Source organism: Pseudomonas sp. P4_C8, from assembly GCF_056401975.1.
In genome coordinates this window covers 16704-33624 of record NZ_JBFUIH010000041.1, presented here as the reverse complement: position 1 = coordinate 33624, position 16921 = coordinate 16704, and the positions used below count along the sequence as shown (strand labels likewise).

Sequence of the window (16921 nt, the reverse complement as noted above, 5' to 3'; positions counted from 1 at the left end):
GTCAGTTGCTAAAGTCGAAAAGGAAACCTGCTGGTCAAGAAACGAAATATCATTTTGATTGAGGGGAAGCGCTTTAGCCGATACATGCCAGACTCCAGATATCCGTTGAGTTGCAGGGTTTTCCAACCGGTTTATCACGATGATCAGGGAACCAAATCGATGGTAAAAAATGCAAAAGTCGAATCAGAAAACGAGACTTTTATCGCGCAGGAGACTGAGGCTCTGGTCGAACCAACCCCTGCTTCCGATGTGGCTCGCAATGGAATCTGGCGCACACGGATCAGGGGCCGGGCGCGCGAGCTGAGTCGCTCGACCCAGTTTGTCATTGCCGCTACGGTGATCCTGGGACTGACCATGTTCTTCGTTGGCAAACTGGTGAGCGAACGAATAGAAAGTGCCGCGGTACAAAGCGCGGCAGAAGCAGCCGCTCAGTACATGGATACGTTTCTGGAGCCCTATGTGCAGGAGATGAGCCGGGACAACGGCCTCTCGGCTGAAAGTGTCCAGTTCCTGGACCGCCTCGCGGAAAGTCGTTCGCTAAAACAGCACATTGTCTCGATCAAGATCTGGCGAGCGGATGGCACGGTGATCTACGGCACGAATAAAGCCATCACCAACCGAAAATTCCCACTGGATGAGATCACCGAGGCACTCAAGGGCAAAGTGGTCACTGACCTTCAAGACCTGAGCCAGGAGGAGAACGAGTTCGAGCGCAACCTCAACCTGCCGCTCTATGAGATCTACGCGCCCCTGCGGGATTCAACCTCTGGGAATATCGTCGCGGTGGGCGAATTTTATGAAAAGGCCGATAGTCTGAAACGCGAGATCAATCGGGTCCGACAGCAGGTATGGGGGGTTGTGGGCGCCGCGACGCTGGCAATGCTGACGCTACTGTTCTTCATCGTGCGACGCGGTGACAAGATTATCCAGCAACAACAAGTTGCACTGCGCTTACGGTTGCAGGAGCAAACCCGTTTGCACATCAGCAATGCCGAACTCCAGCGCAAGATGGCGACGGCTACCCAGGAGTTTTCCCGGGTCAACGAACTTACCTTGCGGCGCATTGGTGCAGACCTGCACGATGGGCCGGCGCAGTTATTGACCTTGATTCTGATCCGGCTCGATGACCTGGCCGAAAACTGCTCGGCTGTCGATCAGGAGTCGATGGAAACCATTCGTGGCGCCGCCACCGACGCATTGCGTGAGGTCCGCGATTTGTCACGAGGCCTGGCACTTCCGGAAATTAACGACCTGAGCCTGGTGGAAGAATTGCAACTGGTGGCGCAACGGCACGAGCAACGTACCGGCACCAGGGTCACCTTAACCCTGGGGCCGCTGCCAAAGGCCACGCCGCTGCCGCTCAAACTCTGTTTGTACCGTTTTGTGCAAGAAACCCTCAACAACGCTTACCGTCATGCCAACGGCGAGGGTCAGGTCATCCAGGCGCAATACATTGATCAGGTATTGAATATCAGCGTCAGGGACAGTGGTCCGGGCATGGCGGCGGACGCCATGCAGCTCGATACATCCGACAGAACCCGTTTGGGGCTCGCCGGTTTGCGTTATCGCGTTGAATCTCTGGGCGGGTTGTTCAGCATCGACTCCTGCGCCTCTGGTACGTCGGTCAATGCACAGTTCAAACTCTAGTCAGGGGCCGCTTTGGGCATCCATTGGTGTATTCCCTGCGCCGATGTGAAGTCGCCCGACAGCTTCGCGCTCCCTGTAATGCCGTAGGGCCGTGACCGCTTCGACACGATTTCGGGCGTTCAGTTTCTGCATCACACAGCCCATGTGGTGCTTGACGGTTTTTTCGCTGATCAACAGCTTTGACGCAACCTCCCTATTGGTCAGCCCCTTTGAAACCTCACGAATGACCTCCTCCTCGCGATGGGTCAGATCAAACGTGTGAATTTCCGCTTCGTGTTTCTTGGTGTTACTCAGCAGTTTGTTGGCAAACTCGGGGGTGACATACGTTTCACCCTTGGCAACCAACCTGATCGCCTGGACCAGTTCCGGACCGCTGACACCTTTCAACACATACCCTCGCGCGCCGGCCTCCAGCGCCAAAAAGGCGTCATTTTCGGATTCTGAAACCGTCAGCATCAGCACCTTCACATCCGACAGCTCATTGGAAATGAACCGCACCGCGGCGAAAACATCACCTGGCATATTGACGTCCATCAGCATCACATCCGGACGCACCCTCTGGGCGATATCCCTGGCATCTTGCGCACTGGCGCCCTGCTCCACGACCTGAAAATCCGCCCGTTTTCTCAATGTATTGGCAACGCCCTCACGCAACATCGGATGGTCGTCGGCAATGCAGATGCGAATGAATGGATTCATGACGCGCTCCCGAAAGGATTAGCACTCGAACATTCATTCATTAATAGCAGGGAACCCGGGATGACGCCGATCACCAGTCGTGTTTCCCAGGCTCCTGGCGTTCGGATATCAGACTTAGGTCGGATAAAATCCGATCGTCAATAAGCAATCATGATTACAAGACTCTATACATTTATACCCCAACCCATTGTTTTAAAAGGCCGCTAAAAACATCAAAAAAAGACAGCCTCATAAAACCCGGATCCATCTTTCATCCGACCAACAGTCGCTCTCCTGCGCTTAGGCACAACTTCGCTTTGCCCAAACACCCCGCACAATCGCACCCTGTATTGGGGGATATCCCCCGTCATCGGGGTTTTCATCCTGGCTTCTCATTCGCCGGCTTAAAGCCAGCAGATAAGGGGGGCGTGGCGTAGAGCCATTAGTCACTTCCTGTCACTTTTGGCTGGAAATATGCATCGTCCCCATCCCGGCTCGAAATCAATCGCCAGCTGGGCCAGAAGCCGTGGTTCGTTGCCCATGTATTGCCACGCGCTTCGAGGAACCCGTCAGAGGTGTTTGCGATGAAACTAGATACCGGAAGGTTGAATCCTAGTCCCTTGTCCAAAACCAGGCTGGCGTTGAGTATCTCTGCTGCCGTGATCATGTTGGGGCTGGGCTTGTCCCAGACCCAGGCAGTCCCCCTCGACAACACCGATCCCCCGCCTCCTACCGACCCATCGGCGTTCACCAATCCGCCCGCGGACCCCGATGCCGCATTGCGGGACTTGCTCAAGCTGCCTCCCGCAAACGTCGGCGCCTTCGACTTACCCAATGGTGTGGTCGGAAACCGCCAGACCCCCTTGGTCGACAATGTGCTGCCACCCAATCTGCAACCCAGCTTCAACATCCCCACTAACGGTAATGCCAGCCCGGTGTTCGGGGTTCAACCGTTCACACAGAAGCTTGAACTGTTCGAGGAATTCGGCTCGAACAAACTGGATGCGACCGACCCGCCATCACCCGTTCCGTTTCCGGTTCCGACGGTGGGCCCCGCACCGGCGCAAGATCCATTGAAGGTGGCGCGTAGCGGCCCATCGCCGGCTGCGCTGGATGCCTTTCTCAGGCAGCCGGCATTGACGCCCTTTCCGACAGAGTTCTCCAATGTACTGGACCGCAACCCCTGGAAGGCGCAGATCGAGGATTTCCTCAATCGTCGAGTCGATTCGCCCGCAGAAGGCCGGCCACCGGGAAAAGGCTGGTCGCACCAGCGTTTCAATGAGTTTTTCCCGCGCGACGCCTTCAAGACGGTGCAAGCAGGCGCGCACGTCAACAGCGGTTTACGTGATCGCATGCAACGGCATAACTACGCCGTGGGGGAATTTGCGCCAGGCGGGCTCTATCACAACACCAACGGCAACCCGGCCAACGAGGGCACCACCAAGGGCATTGAAGTGCAGTTTCACGAAAGCTTTCCTGTCCAGGACCATAATGCGTTGTGGACATTCGACGGCACCTTTCCGCCCAAACTGCTTCTAGTCCGCTATGGCCAGGCGATGCTGATGCGTCATTACGATGCCTTGCCCATTGACCCGTCGGCCAACCGGGGCTTTGGCCTGCACACCCTCACCACCCATGAACATAACGGCCACTCGCCCGCGGAAAGCGACGGCTTTGCCAACGCGTTCTTCTTCCCGGGCCAGTACTACGACTATCGCTGGCCGATCCAGTTGGCCGGTTACGACTCCATCAATACCAGCGCTGAGGATCCGCGTGCGGCATTCCCGTGCGACCCCGGTGAGATCCTGTTCGTCAACGACGCCACCCCCGGCTTCAAGACCTGCAACAACGGCACCATCAAGATCCGTGGCGACTGGCGCGAAACCATGAGCAGCCACTGGTTCCACGACCACATGCTCGATTTCACCGCGCAGAATGTCTACAAGGGCAACGCGACGATGATGAACTACTACAGCGCCGTGGACCGTGGCAACGAGTCGGTCGACGACGGGGTCAACCTGCGCTTGCCCAGTGGTTCGGGTCTGGGGTGGGGTAACCGCGACTATGACGTCAACTTGACGATCGCCGACAAAGCCTGGGACCAGACCGGCCAGTTGTGGTTCAACCCCTTCAACACCGACGGTTTTCTCGGTGACCAGGTGCTGACCAACTGGGAGTACAAGCCCTTCCTGGACGTACGTGCCCGCCGCTACCGTTTCCGCATTCTCGACGGATCGGTTTCTCGTTACTTCAAGCTGGCGGTGGTGCGTCAGGTCAATGGTAATGGTGGCGAGTTTCCTGGCCCGAAAAGCTCCGGGGTTTCCTATAACCGGGTGCCGTTCCACATGATTGCCAACGACGGCAATATCATGGAGCACGCGGTGCCGTTCGATGGCAGCCTGGACCTCGATGGCGACGGCGACACACAGGACAACAATGCCATTCTGCCGATACTGGGCGTTGCCGAACGCTATGACATCGTAATCGACTTCGCGAAAAACGGCATCAATCCGGGCGACAAGATTTTCTTCGTCAACATCGAGGAGCATGAAGACGGCAAGCGTCCCAAACGCGACATTCCATTGGCGGATGTACTCTCCGGGAAGTACCTGCCCGTTGTCAGGCAAACCAGCCACGGGCCACAGTGGGTCAACGGTGACCCGGGCGTGGGCCTGTTCCTGCAACTGAACGTCCAGCCTTACACCGGGCAGGACGTGAGCATGAATCCGGTCGACTTCGAGCCCGCCAAACCTGGCAAGCCCGAGGGCAGGTTCATGATCCCCCTGCCTTTGAACCGTGATGACCCTGCCGATATCGCCCGGCTTGCCCAGGCGCGGCACCGCACCTTTATCTTTGGCCGCTCCAACGGCACGGATTTCAAGCCCTGGACGATCAAGACCGATGGCGGCGAAGGCTTCGGCATGGACCCGCGCCGGATTTCAGCCGCGCCACAACTGGCCACTGGCCCGACACCGGCAGGGTTCAAGGGTGAAGGCACGCTGGAAATCTGGAAGATCCAGAACGGCGGCAATGGCTGGACTCACCCGGTGCATGTGCACTTCGAGGAAGGGGTCATTCTCACTCGAGGTGGCAAACCGCCGCCAGAATGGGAAAAAGGCGCGCGCAAAGATATCTACCGTGTAGGCCGCGATTCCGACAGCCTCGACGATGTCGAAATGGCCATACGCATCCGTGAGTTTGCCGGTACCTACATGGAGCACTGCCACAACACACAGCATGAGGACACGTCGATGCTCCTGCGCTGGGACTCTGAGCACCCGGGCCAGTTCCAATTGATGCCCACACCCTTGCCTAGCTGGGACGGCGTGAAATTCGTGGCCTCGGTTGCGTTACCGACATTCCGTACGGGAGATGGCGTCGGGCCACAGCCCAATGTCAACAATGACCCGGAAGATAGCAGCGGCAGCGGTAGTGGCAGCAGTGGCAGTGGCAGTGGCAGTGGCAGTGGCAGTGGCAGCGGCAGCGGCAGCAGCAGTGGCAGCGGCAGCGGCAGCGGCAGCGGCAGTGGCGGTGGCAGCGGAGGTAAAGGCAGAGGCTAGCGTCGTCTATCAAACGGCTGGTTTTGTCGTCAGCAAACGAAAAAAACCGCTTATATGACCGTTTCAATCCCAAAGCCGCCTGTCATCACAGTCGGCTTTGATTCAACCAGTCGATGCAGCAGATTGGCTAAATCTTTCAGCGGCCGCTAATCGTAGAACGGCTCAACCGACGCCCGACTGCCGACAAAAAAACTATCGGCAACCAGTCGCAGCGGCTGGAGGTCCAGGTCACTGGCTTTGTCGTCAATCAGCTGTTGAAAATGTCGATACACCGCCGCGTACTCGCCCTCCTCCGATACGGCTTGGCGCACGCCGTCAATACTCAACAGTGCTCCACCATTGTCCAGTCGCAGGATGCCTTCAGTGCAGCGAAACTCGATGCTCCAGAGTTCCTCATGACCGTGGTCGAAATCGAACTCCGCGCGGACATCGAGGTGGCGCGCATCAGACATTTTGATGGAAGCGGCAATAGGCGACTGGCAGTTGCCGGGGACGCGCAGCTCGGCAGACTCGACAAACAGCGGCAACGCCAGCAGATGGGTTGCAATCGATAAGGCATTGATGCCGGGATCGAAGACGCCCAGGCCTCCGGGCTGCCAGATCCACACCTGGCCGGGGTGCCACTTGCGCACGTCTTCCTTCCAGTCGATCTGTACGCTTTGCAGGGCACGGGTGGCCAGCCAGTCACGGGCGGCTTCGATACCGGGCGCGTAGCGTGAATGCCAGGCGAACAAACCACTGACACCTTGCTCCTGGGCCTGATTCACTAACGCCATCGCTTCACCCAACGTGGCGCACGGCGGCTTTTCTACCAGCACGTGTTTGCCAGCGGCCAGCGCCTGTTGCACCAGAACGAATCGCCCTTGCGGCGGTGTGCAAAACGCAATCGCATCGACGTGCGGGCCGTTTTCGAGCAGCTCGCTCAGGGACTGAAAATTCTCTACCCCGGCGCAGGGCTGCCCTTGCGTTGCGACAGACACCAACTGGAACGCGGGGTTGGCGTTGATCGCTGGAACGTGTTGATCCTGGGCAATCTTGCCGTAGCCCACCAGGCCGAGACGGATTGGTTGCATCAATGACTCCTGTTTTTTTTATTGCCTTGGTACGCGAATCAGCAAGATTACGTTTCTATCGCAGGGAAGTCATCGATGACGTACTTATGGTCCATCCAGCCCATGAGCTTGAGCAATGCTATCCCTGTTAATGCCCGCGTTGGATTGACCGCCGCCCTCCAAATTCCACGCCATCACAGACCTGTCACCTGCGCCTGCTAACGTCCTCACGCTCCCCGCCCACCTCACATTCCATCGTCCCTGTACCCAAGTTCCCTCGACCCAAGGTGCCACTCAAGGTGTACTCACCCCCAACACGCCAGCCAATCATCCTCAGATCCAACGACATGCGCTGCGACGACTTTGGCGCGCTATTCTCGACCATGTTCGGCAATCGCTACTCCGATACGCCGCCCCCACCTGCCAACATCATCATCGGGGGCGTCTACGGCAGGCATGAAGGCGTCAGCTTTCGCAGGATGCATTACCGCGGCGACTTCACGGTGGTCTTTCCCGATCCCCATGATGAAATCACCTTCGTCATTCCAACTGCCGGCAAGATCGTCTTCAATCACACGACCGAATCGGTGGGCGTCACCCACGTTGGCCTGGCGATCGACAAAGCCGATATTCGCTCGATGCATTTTCTCGACAATCATGCCCAGCACGGGATTTCGATCAGACGCGCCCTCTTCACCGAGCGACTGTCGACGTTGCTGGAAAAGCCGGTCCTGGAAAAGCTGCACTTCGAGCCGGTGGTAGATTTGAAAATCCCGGCCTTCCAGGGCATCAAGGCCTTGATCGATCTGGCGACGGGCACCGAGTTCGGCCTGCTGATCAACGCGGGGACTCTGATGCCTTCACGTCTTCGGGAAATGCTGATCGACGCGGTACTGGAGGCCTGGCCGCACAACTTCACGCGAGCCCTTCGGCGCCCTGCTCCGCTGATAGCGCCACGGCATGTGAAGCGGGCCGTCGAGTACATTCAGGATCATCCCGATCAACTGGTCAGCGGCACGGATCTGGCCCGACTGAGCAACGTCAGCCAGCGCGCGTTGCAGGAAGGTTTTCGGCGCTTCGTGGGCATTTCGGTTGTCGCCTATCAACGGCAAGTGCGGCTGGAGCGTGCCTACGATGCGCTTGCGCAGGATGCCCCGACGTCCGTGACCGAGGTGGCCTTGCGATTCGGGTTCAGCAATGTCGGCAGGTTTTGCCAGTACTTCCAGAACGCCTATGGTGTGAGTCCCGCTGATTTGAAATCAGGGCGCCCGCGCGCCCGACGCTAACCGGTTCGTCCTGCATAAAGCCAAGGCCGCCGAATACCGGCGGCCGGAACCCATGCCGCAGTGTTAGAACGAATAGCTGGCGTTGATGCCACCGCTGAAGCCGTGACTGTCCCCTCCACCGCTGGCACCAATTTCGCCCCCAAGGCTCAGCGGGCCGATATTGGCCATGAGATTGACCCCAGCGGTGAACTGATCCCGGTTATCAAAGGCTGCGCGTTGTTCGACATCCAGACCCAGCAGGTGTCCTTCGCTATAGACTTCGTTATCGCCCAGCACATGCTCATAACCCACCTGAACACCCGGCACCAGTTGCCAACTACCCATGCCGACCGGGGTAAATGACACATTCAGATTGGCCACCGCACTGCGCCGGGTTTCATTGATATCGTCGACGTCGAGAGCCAGCTCGCTGCCCTTCTCCTGGAAGCCGGACACGTTCAGGTGACTGACGCGAAGGCCGAGGCTCGGTTCGACGATCATGCCGCTCACCGGCACACGATAGCCCAGCGCCAGGGTTGCACCGGAGAGATTGCCATGGCTGTCGCCTTTGGCCGTCCCTAGTCCGCCACCGAGGTCACGCTTGCTTTCGTAGTCAAGCCAGCCGGCGTTGGCGTCGGCGTCGACAAACAGGCCGCGCTCCAGGCCGTCCGGGGCATAGCGGGCGCCGGCGGTGAGAAAGGTCCAGTCAGTGTCCACCTCACCGCCCGCCCCGCCGACATTACCGCGACTGTATCCGAAACCCGCGTGGGCGCTGAGTTGTTCGGTGAAGCGCTGCGTCAGGCCGATCATCAACCCTTGGCTGTGCTCGTTGCTGCTGGCGGTTTCGGACGAACCATCGGTGCCCAGATAGCCCGCCAGTGCAGTGCTCCACAAACGGTATTGGCCGATCTTGAGATCTGTGCCGCTGGTGAAGGGCGCAGCGGCCCGGTCGATCATCGCCCCCTGGCGCAGCAAGTAGCTGGCAGCGTCGGCGTGCACCTGGCCACCGACAGTGGACTCGACACCACCAAGGGTGCCGGCATCAATCGCCGATTGCAGGTAATAGTTGTAGTCGCTGTAGGTGCCTGACAGGTTGCTGTTCTGCAGCTGTTGCAGCAACCCGGCACCCGCGGCGGCGTTGCCGAGGAGGCCTGCCTGGCCAGGCAGGCTGTTGTAGAAAACCATCTTGCCGCGCAGCACGTAGATGGTCTCCTGGGACAGGCCAAGGCCTAGCTTGAGGTAATTGTCCATGCTGCCGTACTGCGCGGTGACCTGATCCAGACTGGCTTGCAAGAAACTGGCTTCCACGCCGAGGAGCGGCGCATAGATCGCGGCCATGCTCGGTGGCATGGCCGCCAGCGTCGCCGCCACGCGCGCGGCAGTGTATTCGTTGGTGGCCAGGTAGTCGCTCATGATGGTGGCGCTGTCGACCCCGGCAATGCTCAGCAGCACAGCGGCGGTCCAGCCCGTCCGATCTTTGCCGGCCGTGCAATGGAATAGCGCGGCACCGTCAACGCCGGCCAGTTCATTGAACAGCGTGTTGAATTGACCGCGCACCCCCGCATCACTGACGAATGACCGGTTGATGCCCTGCATCATGGCGATGGCGTCGGCGGCACTTTCGAGCGGGCCCGTGGGGAGGTTTGAACCGGACGTGGCGTTGCCAAGAATGTCGATGTTCAAATAGCGAGCACCGTTGGGCAGGGTGTCAGGCGTACCGGCGATTTCGCTCGGCGTGCGCAGGTCGTAGACGGCTTTGATGCCGAGGCCATTCAAGGTGCCCAGATCCGCCGCCGACGGGGTCAGCGCGTTGGAGCGGTAGAACACGCCGCTACGCATCGTGCCGTCGTTAGCCGTGGAATACGCGGTGGTGGTGCCGGCGACATCGCGCAAGTTGTCGATGCTGCTCAAGCGGGGGGTGTCGAGGGAGTTGGTCTCGGCAGCCTGGGCAGCCGCGATAGACAGGCTCAAAACGGACAGTGAACACAGAAGACGTGAAAACACGGTGCAGCCTCATTTATACGCATTGGGCTGACCACTATCTGTAATGAAGAAATACCGAATATGACAGATTGCCGACGGATGAAAATCCGTGCGCGATAGGTCCGGATAGCGCGCTTTTGGTCCGTATATCCCTATGGCAATTGGCCGTGCAAAACTCTCTCGCAGAGGGTAGGCGAGGATTCCCACCTACCACTCTGGACAAAACTCCCCACCGAAGAAATCGAACTGACCTCAAGCGTACAGCAGACTTTGCAATTGAGTCTGCTGCACTTCCCGGTCAGCCGTTATGGATGATCAGTGCGACTTTTCGATACCGACATCCCGGTTTTGCTCAAGCCTTTCGAGTTGTGATCGCCTGGAGTCGAGTCAGCAATAGCTCTGGCTTTGCTTATGCCATGAGTATCTCTGGAGTGGGCGATGCCTGAAGTCGTTTGGCCATGACCGCGATCACTATTGTGCTCACTGCCGTAGTGATTTCCGCTTTCACCATGATCGCGAACGGCCCTGCCGGCATGATCACTGCTGAGCCCATTGCCGCGGCCGTTACTGTGAGTGCCGCCGGAGTGATCGGAACCGTTGTGACCAGCGTGACCAGCGCCTGTACCGCCGCCATGGCCACCGCCAACGCCGCCTCCGTGGCCACCACCACCTCCAACGCCACCTCCGCCTCCGTGACCGCCACCACCACCACCACCACCACCACCACCACCATCCTTCGCAAAGGCGGAGTTCATGATAGACAGGTCAGCAGGGAGTAATGGGGCGGCTGCAAGCATCAGGGCGCAGGACATTACAGCAACGAGACTCTTGTTTTTTAAAAGCATGATTGCTTCCATAGGGTTGATATCGCGTGTGTTAAGACGCATCAGCCCCCAGACAGTTCAAGTCCTGCGACAGACGGAATGCAGTGCACCCTACTGCGCCGCATTCGCAATTCAAGCATCAATCAAAAGCACCGTTGAGCACTTCGTAAATAAGCCCGGTTGCCAGTGCAACCAATATCAAATCGGTGCCCGCTTGTTGCCATTCATATCCATCATAATGAGGCAGTGTGCCGACTAACCGACCGTCCAGTTTTTTGGCAATCCCCGGTGGAAGTGGCTTGCCTCGCGCAAGGTTCTTTTGAATGCCAGGTGGCAGTGCCGGTCCGGGACTCCAGTAGTCCCGATACCCATTAACAATCCCCAGAACGCTTGCGTGATTGATGCTTGGGCCGTTATCCCAGTCACTGCCACTGGAATGCTTGCCTTTACCTCCCTGGTTGCCTTGAGCCTCGCTGTTATGTGGGTTTCCCTTGCCGTTTCCCTGGCCCTTTCCATTGCCAGGGTCAGCTATTGCTGTGGTTGAGCCGCAGAACAGTGCAAGGCATGTAACGGTTGCAATCAATGAGCGAAATCTGAACATCTGTCTTTCCTTCATCTTGACGGGACATCTCTTTGAAATTTAGCGCTTCGCTGCAACAAGTACACGTAATTGGGTTCGGACAACATCAGAGCGGCGATTAATGAGCTATACCGGCTAATCACCCGTGCAGTTCTTCGACACAGGAGTTTGGCCATGAAGCTCAGACACTCACTTGCAGCGCTACTGGTCAGCGCAACCCTCTTCGGCTGCGCCACATCATCTACCCCTAGTGTGAACGTTCCTTTGGTTGCCACACAGCGCAACGCCGGTCAGATCGGCAATGTAACGTTGACGAGTTTTGACAATAAAACCGGATTAAATTTCTTCATCAGCGGCGCTCCAATGGGTGTCACCCTGCCCTTGCGCCTCTACACCTTCGTTTATAAAGGCAGCTGTCAAAAACCCGGGCCGGTCGCCTACTCGATGAACGAACAGGTCAATACCGAACGCCAGCCCATACGCGGCTGGACGTTATCAAGAACCGCGCCTGTAGAAATGTCGGTTCTGCTTTCCGGTGAGTACTCCATCCTCGTGCGCACGGCACCGTCGGATGGCAACGTTGATATCTATTGTGGGGATATCAAGCACGGTGTCACGACGAAGTAGCCACGATCCTTGGGATTCGACAACTAATCTTCAAAGCGCCCCGTGGCGTCACGATCGCGCTCGTATTGTCTTGTCAGCGCAAACGCCGGCAACCAGGACTCGCGGCGCACAATCCAGCTTTCATAGGTGGGCTTGAGTTGGTCTGGAGCGTCCAGGGAGCCCAGGTTAACTTCGACTTCGTCGGCGGTGCGGGCGAACACCGAGGAACCACAGCGAGGGCAGAAAAACCGCCCGGCGTAATCGCGTGTTTCGCCTTCGATCATCACCGCCTCCTGAGGGAATATTGCAGAGGCGTGAAAAAGCGCCCCATGGTGCTTGCGGCAGTCCAGACAATGACAAAGGCCGACCCGGTATGGGCGCCCCGATGCCACAAACCTGACATTGCCGCACAGGCAGCCGCCGGTGAATCGGTCCATGCTGCACCTCCTCTGAAATCAAGCACTCGCTGGCTACCTGGCCATTGTAGGTCAGGCTCAGGTCGACTTCGATGTCTGGCCTGTTCGACTTGCTGCAGCAACTGCGCTGACATAGAAGCCCGACTGTGCTCTGACGAGAAATGCTTCGACGAGGAATACGTTCCGTCTTGCCGTTCAAGGGGGCGTTTCATAGCTTTTCAGCGCTTTTCATCAGATCAGTACGATTGCATCAGGGGTTTTCACAGCAGCGGAAAAGGTGCCGCGGTTTACTGCTTATCTAAGCTTCCGGCGCGTGTTCGGGACTGTTGTCGCAGGAGAGCCCATGAGCCTGGAACGTCTGAGCAAACTCATCTCGATTGGATTTGGTATGGCGTTGGTTGCCTGCCTGACTACCGTGGCACTGGATGAGTACTTTGGTAAGCAAGCCGACCAAGCCACTGATCGACGCCATCAGACCATCACCAGCGTTGCCCGATTGGGTACCCTCAACCGCGAACTGACTGAACTGGCTCGCCTTTATGTCAGCACTGGCGACGAGCTGTTTCTGACCGAATATAACCAAAAGTGGCAGGAAGGCCGGACATTCCGCGAAGCTGCGCAGGAATTCCGAGCGATTGGACTGAACGCCGCCGAAACCAAATTGCTGGCCACGGTCGAGGACATGGATATCAAGCAGACGGGCATGGAGCGCCGGGCAATGGAGCAGAGCTGGCACCGAGCGGGTTCGTCACTGCTTTCAAATACCACTTACATCAACTCCGAGTGGAATTTTGCTGATGCGCTTAACAAGCTGAGAGTCTCAACCACTCAACGCTTCAATAGCGACTTCGAGGCGGCTCGGCACAAAGCCGCGCTGGCCAGCTACGTCAATGCCTTGATGCAGTTGACTATACTGGTCGCGGGCCTACTGGCATTTTTGGTCATCCTGCGTCGCCAATTGGTGAAACCTCTGTTGAGTCTTTCCGAACGCATTCGCCGCTTGCATGCCGGCGAAACCCTTGGGGAGTCGGTGCAGCACCACGGACTTGCCGAAGTCGTGACCCTGACCAAAGCATTCGATGCCTATGTCAATGTCAATCAAGAACTGCAGCGAAAGCACTGGGTCAAGGTGCACCTCAGCGAACTGGTGCAGGCGTTGCAGTTGTGTACCAGTCGGGAGGCGTTTACCGCAACGTTGCAGCAGAAACTGGGCGAATGCCTGGGTTGCAAGACGGTTGTGCTATTCGACGCAGAGCCCGTCGTCAAGCGTACCGGCCAAGTGCACTACAGTTTGCCATTGCTGCAAGAGGGGCAGCAGCTGGCCAGCCTTGAACTCGATTTCGCCCATCGCCCGGATCTCACCCAACTCAAGCTGCTCGACAGCTTGCCCAACAAACTCGGCACACTGCTGAATTTGCTGCAACAGCGCACCCACAATCAGCAGTTATTGCAGCAGGCCCGCCTGCAGGCCCGGCAATTGGAGTACCAGGCGGTGAAACTGCAACAGCGCCAGCAGTCCCTGGAAGCCACCGAGAGTTGGTATCGCGGCATCGTCGAGGTTGCCCCTAAAGCGCTGCTGGTGTTCGACGAGGACGGTGTGATCCTGGCCAACCAGGAAAGTGAAGTGACCTTTGGTTATGCCCCTGGCCGCCTACTTGGCCAGAACTACCGGACACTGATACCTGACAGCCAGCTCGGGGCCCTTGACTCGATGCTCGAGCGAGTACGTGCAACCAAGGTGCTCGACACGGGTGAGCTGATTGCCCGTCGTGCTGATGGTAGCGAGTTCCCTGCTGAGTTGCGCCTGAGCCTGCTGCCGGCGCGAGAGGATCGAGGGCAATGCCTGTGCGTTGCGATTCTCGATCTCAGCCAGCGCAAAGCTGAAGAACGCAGCTTGCGTGAAGCGCACGAACAGCAGCAGGCCATTGTTACCGCTGCGCCCTATGGAATTGCACTGGTGCGCGGTGGTTTGATCGTACAGAGCAATTCGCGACTGGATGAGTTGCTCGGTTATGAACCGGGCGAACAGTTGCAGCGCTCTCCGCTGGCTTGGCTTGATCAAGTCGTTTGGGCGGAGGCATTACTGGAGCTCAAAGCGGAAATTCGAAGGACTTTGGACCGTGGGGACATCTTTCAGCAGCAGATGCAGCTTTGCCGCAGGGACGCCAGCAGCTTCTGGGCAAGCGTAAGTGCGCGTGCTGTTGCGCCCGGATATCTGTCTTCGCGTGGTTCGATCTGGATCATCGAAGATATAACCGCCCAGCATGCGGCGGCGGTCGAGATGCGGCAGGCGCGGCAACTGGCCGAGGACAGTGCACGCATCAAGACCGAGTTTCTGGCCAACATGAGCCACGAGATTCGCACGCCGATGAACGCCATCATCGGCATGACGTACCTGACCTTGAGGACGGAGCTGAACGAGCGTCAGCGCGATTACCTGAACAAGGTACAAAGCTCTAGCCGGCATTTGCTGGGTGTCATCGACGATGTTCTGGATTTTTCCAAGATCGAGGCGGGCAAGCTTCAGCTAGAAGCTCGCGACTTCAGCCTGGCGCAATTACTGGAAGAGGTGCTCGATCAGGTGCGTCCACGTATTGCCGATAAAGGCTTGAACATGCGGCTCAACGTTGCTGAGGATGTGCCTGAACGTTTGTGTGGCGATCCGCTTCGACTGCGGCAAATACTGCTCAACTACCTGAGCAATGCAGTGAAATTCACCGAACGTGGTCATATCAGGGTTGAGGTGAGCCTGCGTGAGGCCGGCGCGGATGACGCTTTGCTTTACTTCAGCGTGACCGACAGCGGCATAGGGCTCTCGACCGAGCAGTTAAAACATATGTTCCAGAGCTTCGAGCAGGCTGATACCTCCACCACACGACGCTTTGGTGGCACGGGCCTGGGGCTGGCCATTGCCAAACAACTGTCCGGGTTGATGGGTGGCCAGGTCGGTGTTCAGAGCGTGCTGGGTGAAGGCAGCAACTTCTGGTTTGAGGTCCGTTTGCTTTTGGCCCAGAGCACGGACATTGATGACCTGTGCGCAGGGGAGCAACCCTGCGACTGGCGAGTGGCCGAAGGGACTCGTGTTTTACTGGTAGAAGACAACGAGTTGAACCAGCAGGTCGCTGCCGAACTATTGCGGGCGGTCGGTTGTTCGGTCGATATCGCGGCTGATGGCCGTCAGGCGCTCAATCGGTTATCTGCGCAGCGTTTTGACCTGGTGTTCATGGATATGCAGATGCCGGTGCTCGATGGTCTGGCGGCCACTCGCCTGCTCCGTCGGCAGCCCGGATTGAGCAGCCTGCCCGTTATCGCGATGACCGCCAACGTCAGCAGACATGATCATGACAATTGTCTGGCGGCTGGCATGAATGATTATGTCAGCAAGCCCTTCGAACCGAAGACGCTCTACGCGGTTTTGCGACGCTGGCTGGCTGATACACCGGCGCGCCCAAAGCGCATCGTGGCGCCGGAGTCGGATGCGAAGGTGAGTGGCGCTGAGGCGGGCTTGAAACTCGACGGCGTGGATACGGTTGCCGGACTCCGAAGGGTATTGGGCAGGCACAGCCTGTATGCGGATGTGTTGCAAAACTACCTGACCAGTCAGGGCCCCTTGCAGAGACAGTTGAGCGCGGCGCTGGCGGCAGGCGAGCTGGATAAAGCCGAGTTGTTGGCGCACAGCTGCAAGGGCGTATCAGCGACTATCGGTGCCGACACCATCGCGCAGGCAGCAGATGTTTTGGAGCAGGCACTGCGCGCAAAGCGACCACCTGATGAGTTGCAAATCTGTCTGGAGGCGTTGTCTGAACCCTTGGAGGCCCTGCTGAGGCAACTGCGAGAAAAGTTGCCCGGTAAGGTCGAAGTTGCGCACGTAGCAGTCGATTTTGGTGAGTTGCAACAGATCTGCCGACATCTCGATAACCTGCTGGGTGACTTTGATGCGCAAGCAGTGCCCTACTTTTCCTTACATGCGGGCGTACTGCGCGGCGCATTTGCGAGCAGCTTCCAGTTCCTGGAAGGCGCTGTGACACGGTTTGATTTCGAGCGGGCGCGGGCCTGTCTGAGCGAGGCCCGGCAGGCTTGTGGAGCTGGCGCAATGAGTGAATAGAAACATAAGGGCAACACGCAGTTCATGCCTTTAAAAGCGCGTTGCTCAGAAGTTTTCAGCGTTTTTCAGCGCCCGACAGGGACGGTTCAATCCATTTCAGAGCAGATGCGTGGGTGGCATGCGTTACTGCCAGTCACTTGGCAGATTCGACGGGCTGTACCTTTCCCCGCCGTGCTCCCGCGGTAGAAGCGCCCCCGGCCGCTTT

The 16921-nt window shown here is 58.0% G+C and carries 11 protein-coding genes; 5 read left to right on the top strand and 6 right to left on the bottom strand.

The window, feature by feature from the left end:
* The first annotated feature begins 159 nt into the window (after nt 1-159).
* On the top strand, nt 160-1647 hold the full coding sequence (locus AC1DWM_RS23185) for a sensor histidine kinase (protein WP_223517600.1): 1488 nt from the start codon (nt 160-162) through the stop codon (nt 1645-1647).
* Here the strand turns inward: AC1DWM_RS23185 and AC1DWM_RS23180 are convergent, their stop codons facing one another.
* Nucleotides 1648-2346, bottom strand: a complete 699-nt coding sequence (locus AC1DWM_RS23180; RefSeq protein ID WP_223517599.1) for a response regulator — start codon at nt 2344-2346, stop codon at nt 1648-1650.
* A 563-nt stretch (nt 2347-2909) separates the two neighbouring features.
* Between AC1DWM_RS23180 and AC1DWM_RS23175 the strand changes: the two genes are divergently transcribed.
* A complete protein-coding gene (locus AC1DWM_RS23175; RefSeq protein WP_477796215.1) occupies nt 2910-5885 on the top strand; it encodes a multicopper oxidase domain-containing protein in 2976 nt (991 codons plus the stop codon).
* A gap of 146 nt (nt 5886-6031) precedes the next feature.
* On the opposite strand, the gene AC1DWM_RS23170 is transcribed toward AC1DWM_RS23175, so the two are convergent.
* The gene (locus AC1DWM_RS23170; protein ID WP_477796214.1) at nt 6032-6958 is read right to left on the bottom strand and encodes a Gfo/Idh/MocA family protein; all 927 of its coding nucleotides are present in this window, start codon (nt 6956-6958) and stop codon (nt 6032-6034) included.
* Nucleotides 6959-7284: 326 nt separating this feature from the next.
* On the opposite strand from AC1DWM_RS23170, the gene AC1DWM_RS23165 reads away from it, so the two are divergent.
* The gene (locus AC1DWM_RS23165) at nt 7285-8223 is read left to right on the top strand and encodes an AraC family transcriptional regulator (RefSeq protein WP_477796213.1); all 939 of its coding nucleotides are present in this window, start codon (nt 7285-7287) and stop codon (nt 8221-8223) included.
* Between the two features lie 63 nt (nt 8224-8286).
* Here AC1DWM_RS23165 and AC1DWM_RS23160 read toward each other — a convergent pair whose 3' ends face one another.
* The 3 genes from AC1DWM_RS23160 to AC1DWM_RS23150 form a co-directional block, all read right to left on the bottom strand.
* Nucleotides 8287-10206 carry a tyrosine-protein phosphatase gene (locus AC1DWM_RS23160; RefSeq protein WP_477796212.1) on the bottom strand — a complete coding sequence of 640 codons (1920 nt, stop codon included), beginning with the start codon at nt 10204-10206 and terminating at the stop codon, nt 8287-8289.
* A gap of 284 nt (nt 10207-10490) precedes the next feature.
* On the bottom strand, nt 10491-11030 hold the full coding sequence (locus AC1DWM_RS23155; protein ID WP_477796229.1) for a hypothetical protein: 540 nt from the start codon (nt 11028-11030) through the stop codon (nt 10491-10493).
* Nucleotides 11031-11148: 118 nt separating this feature from the next.
* Complete coding sequence (locus tag AC1DWM_RS23150) at nt 11149-11610, bottom strand: anti-virulence regulator CigR family protein (RefSeq protein WP_477796211.1); 462 nt, start codon at nt 11608-11610, stop codon at nt 11149-11151.
* Nucleotides 11611-11763: 153 nt separating this feature from the next.
* Between AC1DWM_RS23150 and AC1DWM_RS23145 the strand changes: the two genes are divergently transcribed.
* Nucleotides 11764-12216, top strand: coding sequence for a hypothetical protein (locus AC1DWM_RS23145; RefSeq protein WP_223520327.1), 453 nt, complete (start codon nt 11764-11766; stop codon nt 12214-12216).
* 23 nt (nt 12217-12239) lie between these two features.
* Here AC1DWM_RS23145 and AC1DWM_RS23140 read toward each other — a convergent pair whose 3' ends face one another.
* Nucleotides 12240-12632 (bottom strand): GFA family protein, encoded by a 393-nt coding sequence (locus AC1DWM_RS23140; RefSeq protein ID WP_223520329.1) that lies wholly within the window; start codon nt 12630-12632, stop codon nt 12240-12242.
* Between the two features lie 322 nt (nt 12633-12954).
* Between AC1DWM_RS23140 and AC1DWM_RS23135 the strand changes: the two genes are divergently transcribed.
* Entirely contained in the window at nt 12955-16716 is a 3762-nt protein-coding gene (locus tag AC1DWM_RS23135) for a response regulator (RefSeq protein WP_477796210.1), read from the top strand.
* The last annotated feature ends 205 nt before the right edge of the window (nt 16717-16921 follow it).

Coding starts and splice junctions, on each gene's coding strand:
- AC1DWM_RS23185 (WP_223517600.1), top strand. CDS start 160: ATGGTAAAAAATGCAAAAGTCGAATCAGAAAACGAGACTTTTATCGCG.
- AC1DWM_RS23180 (WP_223517599.1), bottom strand. CDS start 2,346: ATGAATCCATTCATTCGCATCTGCATTGCCGACGACCATCCGATGTTG.
- AC1DWM_RS23175 (WP_477796215.1), top strand. CDS start 2,910: ATGAAACTAGATACCGGAAGGTTGAATCCTAGTCCCTTGTCCAAAACC.
- AC1DWM_RS23170 (WP_477796214.1), bottom strand. CDS start 6,958: ATGCAACCAATCCGTCTCGGCCTGGTGGGCTACGGCAAGATTGCCCAG.
- AC1DWM_RS23165 (WP_477796213.1), top strand. CDS start 7,285: ATGCGCTGCGACGACTTTGGCGCGCTATTCTCGACCATGTTCGGCAAT.
- AC1DWM_RS23155 (WP_477796229.1), bottom strand. CDS start 11,030: ATGCTTTTAAAAAACAAGAGTCTCGTTGCTGTAATGTCCTGCGCCCTG.
- AC1DWM_RS23150 (WP_477796211.1), bottom strand. CDS start 11,610: ATGTTCAGATTTCGCTCATTGATTGCAACCGTTACATGCCTTGCACTG.
- AC1DWM_RS23145 (WP_223520327.1), top strand. CDS start 11,764: ATGAAGCTCAGACACTCACTTGCAGCGCTACTGGTCAGCGCAACCCTC.
- AC1DWM_RS23140 (WP_223520329.1), bottom strand. CDS start 12,632: ATGGACCGATTCACCGGCGGCTGCCTGTGCGGCAATGTCAGGTTTGTG.
- AC1DWM_RS23135 (WP_477796210.1), top strand. CDS start 12,955: ATGAGCCTGGAACGTCTGAGCAAACTCATCTCGATTGGATTTGGTATG.